The sequence below is a fragment of the Microbacterium sp. genome, from assembly GCF_036277215.1.
Lineage (GTDB): Bacteria > Actinomycetota > Actinomycetes > Actinomycetales > Microbacteriaceae > Microbacterium.
Genome location: NZ_DASUNI010000061.1, coordinates 1 through 11,409, shown reverse-complemented (window position 1 = coordinate 11,409; position 11,409 = coordinate 1). Strand labels below are relative to the sequence as shown.

Genomic DNA, 11,409 nt, shown 5'->3' with positions numbered 1-11,409 from the left:
GAAGTCCGCACCGCGATCCAGGAAAGCCTGGACCGGCCCCGCTGCGCCCTTGCCGAGGCGGGACTTCACCAGCAGCGGCACGTCCCGGTCGGTCAGGTCGGGATTCTGCTCGCTGCCCGACAGGGTGAACTCCTTCTCGATGATCCGGTGCGAGAGGACGAACCACGAGTGGTCGTACCCGGTCGCACGCAGATGGGCGAGAGTGCCGAGGGTGTCGAAGCCGGGGAACAGCGGCACCGGCAGCCGGTGCCCGGTCGCATCGAGCCAGACGGAGGAGGGCCCGGGGAGAATCCGGATGCCGTGGTCCGGCCAGACCGGATTCCAGTTCTGGATGCCCTCGACGTAGTGCCACATGCGGTCGCCGTTGATGAGGCGTGCGCCGGCTTCCTCCGTGATCGCGAGCATCGAACCGTCGACGTAGGCCGGTACGCCCGCGACCATAGAGGTGGGCGCGGCGCCCAGCCGTGCAGGCCACTGGCTGCGGACGAGATCGTGGTTGCCCCCGATGCCCCCGGACGAGACGACGGTCGCCCCTGCGGTGATCTCGAACGCGCCGACCACCTCACGCGAGCTGGCCCTGCCGCGCGCGGCGCCCGATGGGGCGAGGATGTCGCCCGCCGCTCCGACGATGGCTCCGTCGGCCGTCAGCAGGCCGGTGACACGGTGGCGGGGGAGGATCGTGAGGAGCCCGCGGGTCTCGGCCTGTTCGACGGCGGCCTGGAAGGGGGCGACGACGGCCGGACCGGTCCCCCAGGTGACGTGGAAGCGGGGCACCGAGTTCCCGGGCCCGGTGGCGGTGTAGCCGCCTCTCTCGGCCCAGCCGACGACGGGGAAGAAGCCCACTCCCTTCTGCCGCAGCCAGGCGCGCTTCTCCTGGTGCGCGAACTGCAGGTAGGCCTCTGCCCACCGCCGTGGCCACGCGTCCTCGACTCGGTCGAAGCCCGCCGTGCCGAACCAGTCCTGATGAGCGAGCTCGAACGAGTCCTTGATCCCCATCCGCCGCTGCTCGGGTGAGTCGATGAGGAACAGCCCGCCGAACGACCACCACGCCTGGCCCCCGAGGTTCGTGCGCGGCTCCTGATCGATGATGACGACGCGCTTGCCCGCCGCGACCGCCTCGCCGGCGGCGACAAGCCCCGCCAGCCCCCAGCCGATGACCAGAACGTCGGCTGACCGGGCGGTGGGGGATGCGGGCATGGCGACTCCTTCGTCGGCGGGCGGTCGGTGCTTCAGAGCGGCGTGCTGGGCGGCGGCGGCGCGAGGGGAAGCGACGTGCCGCTGCGTCCGTCGGCGGAGGGGCCGATGCCGGTCGGCTCGAAGGTGTTCACCATCGCCATCGCGGCGCGCTGCAGATAATCCCACAGGGTCGCCTCGTGCAGGGGCGAGAGCCCGAGCTCGTCGACAGCCTGCCGCATGTGGGTCAGCCAGCGGTCGCGTGCGTCGGGGTTGACATGGAACGGCGCGTGCCGCATGCGCAGTCGGGGGTGGCCGCGCTCCCGGCTGTACGTCGTCGGCCCGCCCCAGTACTGCTCCAGGAACAGCGTCAGGCGCTCCTTCGCAGGGCCGAGATCATCCTCGGGGTACATCGGTCGCAGCACCGGATCGCCGGCGACCCCGCGATAGAACGATTCGACCAGGCGGACGAAGGTCTCGTGACCGCCGACCTCATCGTAGAAGCTGATGCTCACGCGGACCCCTGCGGTGTCTCGGGCGCCTGCTTCGGCGTTCGCTTCGGACGCCAGACCGGGCGCTCCGGCGGAGGGGGCTGGGTGACGGTCGTCGGCTTCGTCTTGGGCGGGTTCGCGCCCCGCACCCGCTGCGCGCCCTCCAGGCCGCTCAGGGTGATCGAGTTCAGCTGCGGCAGCGTCAGCCCCATCTCGTCGACGGAGTTCAGCACGCGCATCCGCAGCTCGCGCGCCACATCGTCCTTGGCGTTGGCGCGCGTCTTCATCACGAGCCGGATCACCAGGCCGTCGCCCGACACCGACTCCAGACCCCAGACCTCGGGCTTGTCGATGATGCGGCTGCGCCACTTCGGATCCTTGGCGAGATCCTTCATCGTCTCCATCATCGTGTTCTCGACCTCGCCGATGTCGGTTCCGACCGGGAGGGCGAGATCGACGATCACCCGCGACCAGCCCATCGACATGTTGCCGATGCGCAGGATCTCGCCGTTGCGCACGTACCAGAGCGTGCCGTTCACGTCGCGCACGTTGGTGACGCGGACGCTGACGTATTCGACGATCCCGGTGGCCAGCCCGAGGTCGACGACATCGCCGATGCCCACCTGATCCTCGGCGACGATGAAGATGCCGTTCAGTACGTCCTTGACGATGTTCTGGGCGCCGAAGCCGAGGCCCGCGCCGACCGCAGCCGTCAGCAGCGTGAGTGAGCCCAGTGCATTCGGGGCGAGCAGATTCACGATGAGCATCAGCGCCACGACCACGATCGTCACGTTCACGATGTTCTGCAGGATGGATCCGAGCGTCCGCGTCCTCTGCACCAGCCGAACCGCAGCGAGCGGCGAGCGATCCAGTGCCTGCGTGTCGTCGACGTTGGCCTTGTTCTTCGCTCCGTTGACGATGCGGCCGACGACTCGTCGGATCACGAGCTTGAGCACCCAGCTGAGCAGGAGCGCGCCGACGAGGATTCCGAAGACGCCGAGAATGAGCCACCCGATATCGACGGCGACTGCGAGGATCTGCTCCCAGAGCGACGGGGCAGGCGCGACGGCGGTTTCGAGGAGGACGCTGTTCATCGTTCCGATCCTAGTTCGGCGCCCCTCCGTGGATTCTGTGCGGGGATGCGGATGCCCCGGCCACCGCTGACGGCGGGCCGGGGCATCCGACGGTCGCTACTGGGCGTCGCGCTCCTGCACAGCGAGTGCACGTTCGACGCCGGCGAGGTTCTCGTCCACGAGTCGGCGCAGGGCAGGCGCGGCGTCCTGATTCGCGGCGAGCCACGCCCGAGTGGCGTTGCGCAGCTCGAGGTTCGCCAGGGGCGCCGGGTAGAAGCCCACGATGATGTACTGCGCGATCTGGTACGAGCGCGAGTCCCAGATCGGCAGGAGCATGCCGAAGTACCGCTCGACGAACTCACCCAGCTGGGCGACGGTCGCAGGATGCTGGAACCCGAGCGCCGTGGAACGGACGATGGTGTTCGGCTGATCGTCGTTCTCGATGATGGAGTTCCACGCAGCGCGCTTCGCCGCGGCGGATGGGATCGACGCCTTCGCCTGCGCGGCGAACTCGCCGCCCTTGGCGGTCTTGTCGGCGGCCAGCGCCTCATCGACGGCCGCAGCGTCGGCGACGCCCCCTGCCGCCAGCGAGATGAGCAGCTGCCAGGAGAGGTCCGTGTCGATGACGAGCCCCTCGAGGCTCGTCCGGCCGTCGCGCAAAGACTTCACGATCTCCCAGTGGGCGGGCGTCGAGGCCGCGGTGGCGAATGCGGTCACGAACTGCAGCTGGCTGTCGCTGCCGGCATCGGCGGCCTGCGCGAGAGCCCACAGACCGTCGGCGACCTTCGCCCGCGTGGCATCGCGCTTCTCCGGTGCGACGTAGGAGTTGGCGGCGAGCTGCAGCTGCGCCAGGGTGGTGCGCACCGTCGTGGACTCGGTCTCCCGACCGATGTTCCGCAGGACGAGGTCGATGTAATCGCTGGGGGAGGACTCGGCATCCCGGGTCTGATCCCAGGCCGCGCCCCACACGAGGGAGCGGGCGAGCGGGTCGGCGATGCCGCCGAGGTACTCGATCGCTGTCTTCAGGGATCGGGCGTCGAGCCGGATCTTCGCATACGCGAGATCCTCGTCGTTGAGCAGAACCAGGTCGGGACGCTTCAGTCCCTTCAGCTCGGGGACCTCGGTCAAGTCGCCGTCCACGTCCAGCTCGACGTGGTGCACGCGCTCCAGCGCCCCGCCACTGACCTGGTAGAAGCCGACGCCCAGGCGGTGCGGCCGAATGGTCGGATAGTCCGCCGGCGCCGTCTGGGTGATCGCGAACCGCGTGATCGTTCCCGCACCGTCCTCGCTGATGACGGGTGAGAGGGTGTTGACCCCCGCGGTCTCCAGCCACTTCTTGGACCACGTGCCCAGCTCGCGTCCGCTCGTCTTCTCGAGTTCGGACAGCAGGTCGGGCAGCTCGGTGTTACCCCACTCGTTCTTCCGGAAGTATTCGGCGACCCCGCCGAAGAACGCTTCGATGCCCACCCAGGCGGCGAGCTGCTTCAGCACGGACCCGCCCTTCGCGTAGGTGATGCCGTCGAAGTTGACCTGCACGTCTTCGAGATCTTTGATCTCGGCGACGACGGGGTGGGTCGACGGGAGCTGGTCCTGTCGGTAGGCCCAGGTCTTCTCCATCGCGTTGAACGTGGTCCACGCCTCGGTCCACTCGGTCGCCTCCGCCGTCGCGATCGTGGAGGCCCACTCGGCGAACGACTCGTTGAGCCACAGGTCGTTCCACCACTTCATGGTGACGAGGTCGCCGAACCACATGTGCGCCAGCTCGTGCAGGATCGTCACCACGCGACGCTCCTTGACCGCGTCGGTGACCTTACTGCGGAAGACGTACGACTCGGTGAACGTCACGGCGCCGGCATTCTCCATCGCGCCTGCGTTGAACTCGGGGACGAACAGCTGGTCGTACTTCGCGAACGGGTAGGGGTAGTCGAATTTGGCCTCGTAGTACGCGAAGCCCTGACGCGTCTTGTCGAAGATGTAGTCCGCGTCGAGGTGCTGCCAGAGACTCCGACGGCCGTAGACGCCGAGCGGGATGATCCGCCCGGAGGCGCTCGTTAGCTCCGAGAAGGTCTCCTCGTACGGACCGGCGATGATCGCCGTGATGTACGACGAGATCGGCGGGGTCGGCTCGAAACGCCAGGTGGCCCGGCCATCGCCATGCTTCTTCGGCTCCGGCGTCGGGGAGTTGGAGATGACCTTCCACGGCTCGGGTGCGGTGACGGTGAACTGGAACGTCGCCTTCAGGTCCGGCTGCTCGAACACCGCGTACACGCGGCGGGAGTCCGGAACCTCGAACTGCGAGTAGAGGTAGACCTCCTCGTCGACGGGGTCGACGAAGCGGTGCAGGCCCTCCCCGGTGTTCGTATAGAGGCAGTCGGCGTCGACGATCAGCTCGTTCTCCGCCTGCAGTCCCGTCAGCGCGATGCGCGAGTCCGCGAACGCCGCCACCGGCACCTCGCGATCGTTGAGGGTGACCGAATGCACCTCGGCGGCGATCAGATCGATGAACGTGTCCGCGCCCGGTGTCGCCGAGAACCGCACGACCGTGCGGGATCCGAAGACCTCGGGCCCGCGGGTCAGGTCGAGCGCCACTTCGTACGCGTGGGTGTCGACGATCGCACGGCGCTCCTGCGCCTCGATGCGGGTGAGGTTCTCTCCAGGCACTGATGCTCCCGATGTGTAGGGGGTCGGATGTCGAGGGCCGGCGGTTGGCCGACGCTGGCAACCTGCCCAGCCTATGACAGTGCCCGCGGCCAGACGGGCGCTCCCTAGGATTGAGCCATGCGCATCCACATCGCGACCGACCATGCCGGCCTCGAGTTCTCCACCCAGCTGCAGCACCACCTGGCGGGCGCCGGGCACGATGTCGTGGACCACGGCCCGCTGGACTACGAGCCGCTCGATGACTACCCGGCCTTCTGCATCCGCGCGGCGCAAGCCGTCGTCGCTGACCAGGCTTCCGGCATCGAGACGCTCGGCGTCGTCTTCGGGGGATCGGGCAACGGCGAGCAGATCTCCGCGAACAAGGTGCGCGGCGTACGCGCGGCCCTGGTCTGGAGCATCGCCACGGCGGAGCTCGCGCGTGAACACAACGACGCCAACGTGATCGCGATCGGAGCGCGCCAGCATACGTTCGAGGAGGCGGCGTCGTTCATCGACCGGTTCATCGCGACGCCGTTCTCCGAAGAGGAGCGCCACGCCCGCAGGATCGCGCAGATCGCCGCCTTCGAGGCCGATGGAGCACTCGAGCCGGACCCGCGGGCGGCTCCCGGGCGGCCCGACGTCCTCGACGACGACGACAGCTCGTTCGACCCCGAAGCCGGCTGATGCCCGAAGGGCATTCGGTCCACCGGATCGCCCGGCAGTTCGACCGTAACTACGTCGGACGAGTGGTCGCGGCATCCAGTCCTCAAGGGCGCTTCGTCGAAGGCGCCGACGTCCTCAGCGGTCGCACCGCGACGGCAGTGAAGGCCGTCGGCAAGCAGATGTTCCTCGAGTTCGACGACGACCTCTGGCTGCGCGTGCATCTCGGCATGTACGGCGCGTGGGACTTCTCCGGGGAGATAGAGGTCGATCCGACGATCGCCTCCGCCAACGGGCGGATGGGCCAGACCAACCAGCGCGGCACCGCGCTGGAGACGCCGATCCTGGATGGCGCCGGCGAGAACTCGCTGACATCGATCGGCGCTCCTCGGCGCGCGCGGGTGCACGTCCGGATGTCGGAGCAGACGACGGGCCTCGCGGACGACGAAGACGAGTGGCCCCCGCCGGTCGTCGGACAAGTGCGGCTGCGCCTGCTCACCGATGTGACCTGCGCCGACCTGCGCGGTCCGACGGCGTGCCAGCTGCAGACCCCCGACGAGGTCGCCGCGACGATCGCGAAGCTGGGTCCCGATCCGCTGGTCGACGACATCACCGAGGGTGAGGAGCGGTTCACCACCGTCGTGCGCCGCAAGCCCACTGCGATCGGCCAGCTGCTGATGGACCAGACCGTGGTGAGTGGCATCGGCAACGTGTACCGAGCCGAGATGCTCTTCCGTGCCCGGCAGAATCCGCACACACCCGGTCGGGACGTGTCGGCCGATGTGATCCGGCACCTGTGGCGGGACTGGGTCCAGCTGCTGTCGATCGGAGTCGAGACGGGTCAGATGATGACGATGGACGACCTCGAACCGGACGCCTACCGCGCGGCGATGGCCAATCGGGACGACCGGCACTGGGTGTACCACCGTGCGGGCCTTCCGTGCCGGGTGTGCGGCACGGCGATCGTCGTCGAGGAGATGGCGACCCGCAAGCTCTACTGGTGTCCGTACTGTCAGCGTTGAGGTCGACTTAGGCTGATCGCATGCGCCAGAACCCGAGCTTCGCGATGACCGACGTCACGGAGCTGCGCCGCCTCATCGACCGCAACCCCTGGGCGACGCTCGTGAGCAGCACCCCCGACGGGCTCGTCGCCTCGCACTACGCGGTGCTGCTCGACCAGGATCGCGACGACCTCACCGTCGTCGGCCACGTCGGCAAGCCGGATGACATGATCCACGGACTAGGACAGCGCGAGCTGTTGATCGTCGTGCAGGGACCGCACGGATACATCTCGCCCGGCTGGTACGGCGATGTCGCCAGCGTGCCGACGTGGAATTTCGTGTCCGCGCACCTGTCCGGCATCCCCGAGGTGCTCTCGCCCGACGAGAACCTCGCGGTGCTGGACCGGCTCGTCGCTCGCTTCGAAGGGCGGATGCCGGAGCCCCGGCTGATGTGGGAGCGCCCCAACGACGCCGATTTCGTGCAGCGACTCGAGCGCGGCACGGTCGGGTTCCGGCTGACCCCGACCCGCGTGGTGGCCAAGCGCAAGCTGAGCCAGAACAAATCCGCGGATGTGGTCGAAACCGTCATTGCGGAGCTCAGCGGAGACGGTCCGTATGCGAACCTTGCGCTCGCGGCCGAGATGCGCCGCGCGCACGACGCCAGAGCGCGCCCGTGATCGGGTCGACGATCGGCACCATCACCGCCGCACGGGTGGCGGGGGGAGGGCGCAGGCTGCTCCCGACGGACGGCCCGGTCGACGTCTTCCTCGCCGACGGCGTGATCGTCGACATCGCACCCGCCGGCATCCTGAGCCCGCGCGGCGAGATCCTCCGCGCCGACGGCGCCTGGCTCATCCCCGGCCTCTGGGACCACCACGTGCACGTCGTGCAGTGGGCGCTCGCCGCGCAGCGCGAGCCGCTCGGGCATGCGCACTCGGCCGCGCACGCCGCCCGGCTCATGGCCGACGCCGTCGACCAGGCCGACGGGCGTCGGGTCGGCACGGGCTTCCGCGACGCGCTGTGGGCGGATGTGCCGACCCTGGACGTGCTGGACGCCGCTACGGGCGACATCCCCACCTACCTGATCAACGCGGACGTGCACAGCGTGTGGCTGAACACCGCCGCGCTCCGCCGCGAGGGGCACGAGCCCGATGGCATCGGGATCCTGCGGGAAGGACCCGCGTTCGAGATATCGCGCCGGCTCAACGACGTGGATGCCGGGGTCGGCGATGCGCTCGTCGCGAGGATGGCACGGCACGCCGCGGCGCGGGGCGTCGTCGGACTCGTGGATCTGGACATGGCATGGAACGAGAGCGCGTGGGAGCGAAGGCTCAACGGCGGGTTCGACGCCCTCCGAGTCGAGTTCGGGATCTATCCCGAGTACCTCGACCGGGCGATCGCCGAGGGTCTGCGCACCGGCGATCCGGCGCGTGGGGCGGCATCCGACCTCGCCCGTGTCGGCTCGCTCAAAGTCATCACCGATGGGTCGCTCGGCACGCGGACCGCTGCCTGCTCCCACGCCTATCCGGGCGACCCGCACAATCACGGGGTCCTCGCGGTGGACCCCGGCGCTCTGAGCGAGCTCATGACGGCCGCGACCGGTGCAGGCCTGTCGTGCGCGATCCATGCGATCGGCGACATCGCGAATTCGAACGCGCTGGACGCGTTCACCCTGACCGGCGCGGTCGGCACGATCGAGCACGCGCAGCTGGTCGCGCACGTCGACATCCCCCGGTTCGCCCGTCTCGGGGTCGGCGCGAGCGTTCAGCCCGAGCATGCCGTCGACGACCGCGACCTGACGGATTCGATCTGGGCGCAGCAGACCGGACAGCCCTACCCCCTGCGGGCGCTCGCCGACACCGGGGCGAATCTGCTCTTCGGTTCTGATGCGCCGGTCTCGCCGCTGGATCCGTGGGCGGCGATGGCGGCGGCGATCTTCCGCACCCGGGACGGCCGGCCCGCCTGGCGTCCCGAGCAGCGCGTGGATCCGGCCACCGCATTGGCGGCGTCCACTCACGGCGGCTCGACGGCGGCGGCCCTGGTCGAACCGGGCGCCCTCGCCGATCTCGCGCTGTGCGAACGCGACCCCACCACTGCATCGGAACCCGAGCTGCGCGCGATGACGGTCATCGCGACCCTGGTGGCGGGTCGCCTCACCTTCGGGCGCTGACTCCGGGCTCGAGCGGGGGTCAGCCCCCCGACCGATCGGGGGGGAGGTCGGATGCCGCCCGCACGGGTCGACGGCGACCCTGGGAGGATGACTTCGATCCTGCTGAATGCCGATGAGAAGGCCCCCATGACGAGTTCCGCCGCGCCGACCCGGTCCGGCTGGGCCGCGTACGGTCACGCATGGGCCCGTACTCCCGGCCGAGCGCTGTACCTGCTGCTGGTGTTCGTGCTGGCGATGACGGCGGTGAGCGTGCTGGTCGGATTGTTCTGGAGCGGGGTCGGACTTCTCATCCTGATCATCGGACTGCCCATCGTCGTGCTGTCGCTGCTGGTCGCGCGCGGATTCGGGGTCGCCGACCGCTATCTGCTGTCGCTGACGCGTCTGCAGGAGATCGGGGAGCCCGAGTGGAGCCCGGTGGGCGATTCCCGCGGGTTCCTCTCCACACTGACACGTCCGCTGCGCAACGGGCACTACTGGACGTACCTGCTGCACGGAATGATCGTCAATCCGCTCATCAGCACCGTGACGTTCGCGCTCACCACCGCGTGGCTGAGCATCAGTCTCGGCGGGCTCACCTACTGGTTCTGGGGATCGTTCATCCCTCGCGGCGATGGCGGTGAGTGGGGTCAGTACGTCGCTGCGGCACTGCCTCGGCTGTTCGGGGGATGGTCGGGCTGGGCGGTCGAGGTCTTCCTGTACCTGACGGCGGGCGTCCTGTTCGCGATCACGCTGCCGTGGGCGATGAGCGGACTCGCGCGACTTCACCATGTGGTGGCGAGCGGGCTGCTCGGGCGCTGGCGCAGCGACGAGCTGGTCGCGGAGGCGCGCGCGGAAGCGAGCGCGCGCAGCGCCGCCGTCCAAGCCGAGAGCGCGGGGCTGCGTCGGCTGGAGCGCGACATCCACGACGGCCCGCAGCAGCGCCTCGTGCGATTGCAGATGGACCTCGCCGCCCTCGAGCGGCGAGCCGGCGCGGGCGACGTCGACGGCGCTGCGGGCCTCGCGCGGGAGGCGCAAGGGCACGCGAAAGCCGCACTCGACGAGCTGCGTGCGCTCTCCAGCGGCGTCGCACCGCCACTGCTGCAGGATCGCGGACTCGCCGCCGCGCTGGGCGCCGTCGCCGCGGGAGCCGCTCTGCCCGTGGCGGTCGAGATCGATCCGGCAGTGGACGGCGCCGTGTCGCCCGAGGTCGCCAGGACGGTGTACTTCGTGGTCGCTGAGCTGCTCACCAACGCCGTCAAGCACTCGACGGCGACGGGCGTGACGCTCAAGGTCTCGCTGCGACCGGATGCGACGCCGCCCATGCTGGACGTGTGGGTCGTGGACAACGGTCGCGGGGGAGCGCACCTCACGCCCGGCCACGGCCTGGAAGGGCTGCGCGACCGTGTCGCGGGCCTGCGTGGCGTGCTGGTCGTCGACAGTCCTGCCGGAGGTCCGAGCACAGTCGGCGTCCATATCCCGCTGGCGACGATGTCCTCCACGCCTGCCGGAGGCCCGGTGTGACCGGACTCTATCCTGAGGTCATGCCCGGGCAGCCGTTGCGGATCGTCCTCGTCGAAGACTCGGTCCTGCTGCGCGAGGGCCTGGTGCGTCTCTTCGATGAGGCGGGCTACGTCACGGCCGGAGCCTTCGGAGACGCGGACGACATCGTCGAGCGCGTCCGCAACGCCGCGGCGGACGTCGCGATCCTGGACGTCCGGCTTCCGCCGTCGTTCCGCGACGAAGGCATCCAGGCCGCCCTCGAGCTGCGCAGGCACCTGCCCTCTCTCGGCATCCTGGTTCTCAGCCAGTACGTCGAAGGCGTCTACGCGCGCGAACTCCTCGCCGCGGGCGACGGCGGGGTCGGCTATCTGCTCAAAGACCGGGTCTCATCGCTCGACGAGTTCACCGACGCGGTGCGCCGCGTGCACGAGCGCGGTACGGTCCTGGACCCGCTGGTCGTCCAGGGCCTCCTCGCCGCTCGGCCCGACCCGCTCACCGCGCTGACGCCACGAGAACGCGATGTGCTCGAGCTCATGGCGGAGGGACGCAGCAACGCGAGCATCGCCGCGCGGCTGTTCATCGGCGTCGGGGCGGTCGAGAAGAACGTGAGTGCGATCTTCTCGAAGCTCGGCCTCGAGGAGTCGGCCACGGAGCACCGACGGGTGCTCGCCGTCATCGCGTACCTGCAGCGCGCGTGACACGGTGAAGCCCCCGGTCAGGAC

General features: G+C 69.4%; 10 protein-coding genes. 6 read left to right on the top strand and 4 right to left on the bottom strand.

Annotated features, from left to right (window positions below; all coding sequences use genetic code 11):
- The 4 genes from VFX99_RS02975 to pepN form a co-directional block, all read right to left on the bottom strand.
- A partial coding sequence (locus tag VFX99_RS02975) for an FAD-binding dehydrogenase (RefSeq protein ID WP_329664828.1) occupies positions 1-1,197 on the bottom strand: 1,197 nt, incomplete at its 3' end.
- A 32-nt stretch (positions 1,198-1,229) separates the two neighbouring features.
- Positions 1,230-1,682 (bottom strand): globin, encoded by a 453-nt coding sequence (locus tag VFX99_RS02970; protein ID WP_329664830.1) that lies wholly within the window; start codon positions 1,680-1,682, stop codon positions 1,230-1,232.
- Positions 1,683-1,684: 2 nt separating this feature from the next.
- On the bottom strand, positions 1,685-2,758 hold the full coding sequence (locus VFX99_RS02965) for a mechanosensitive ion channel family protein (RefSeq protein WP_329664827.1): 1,074 nt from the start codon (positions 2,756-2,758) through the stop codon (positions 1,685-1,687).
- 96 nt (positions 2,759-2,854) lie between these two features.
- Complete coding sequence (gene pepN / locus VFX99_RS02960; protein WP_329664826.1) at positions 2,855-5,398, bottom strand: aminopeptidase N; 2,544 nt, start codon at positions 5,396-5,398, stop codon at positions 2,855-2,857.
- A 117-nt stretch (positions 5,399-5,515) separates the two neighbouring features.
- On the opposite strand from pepN, the gene VFX99_RS02955 reads away from it, so the two are divergent.
- From VFX99_RS02955 to VFX99_RS02930, 6 genes are all read left to right on the top strand, one after another.
- Positions 5,516-6,061 (top strand): ribose-5-phosphate isomerase, encoded by a 546-nt coding sequence (locus tag VFX99_RS02955; RefSeq protein ID WP_329664825.1) that lies wholly within the window; start codon positions 5,516-5,518, stop codon positions 6,059-6,061.
- Complete coding sequence (locus VFX99_RS02950; protein ID WP_329664824.1) at positions 6,061-7,059, top strand: Fpg/Nei family DNA glycosylase; 999 nt, start codon at positions 6,061-6,063, stop codon at positions 7,057-7,059. The genes VFX99_RS02955 and VFX99_RS02950 overlap by 1 nt, the downstream gene beginning before the upstream one ends.
- A gap of 20 nt (positions 7,060-7,079) precedes the next feature.
- Positions 7,080-7,715, top strand: a complete 636-nt coding sequence (locus tag VFX99_RS02945) for an FMN-binding negative transcriptional regulator (protein ID WP_329664823.1) — start codon at positions 7,080-7,082, stop codon at positions 7,713-7,715.
- Positions 7,712-9,208 (top strand): amidohydrolase, encoded by a 1,497-nt coding sequence (locus VFX99_RS02940; protein WP_414684311.1) that lies wholly within the window; start codon positions 7,712-7,714, stop codon positions 9,206-9,208. Before VFX99_RS02945 ends, VFX99_RS02940 begins: the two co-directional genes overlap by 4 nt.
- A gap of 87 nt (positions 9,209-9,295) precedes the next feature.
- Positions 9,296-10,708, top strand: coding sequence for a sensor histidine kinase (locus tag VFX99_RS02935; RefSeq protein ID WP_329664822.1), 1,413 nt, complete (start codon positions 9,296-9,298; stop codon positions 10,706-10,708).
- A gap of 20 nt (positions 10,709-10,728) precedes the next feature.
- Complete coding sequence (locus VFX99_RS02930; protein WP_329664821.1) at positions 10,729-11,385, top strand: response regulator transcription factor; 657 nt, start codon at positions 10,729-10,731, stop codon at positions 11,383-11,385.
- Positions 11,386-11,409: the final 24 nt, after the last annotated feature.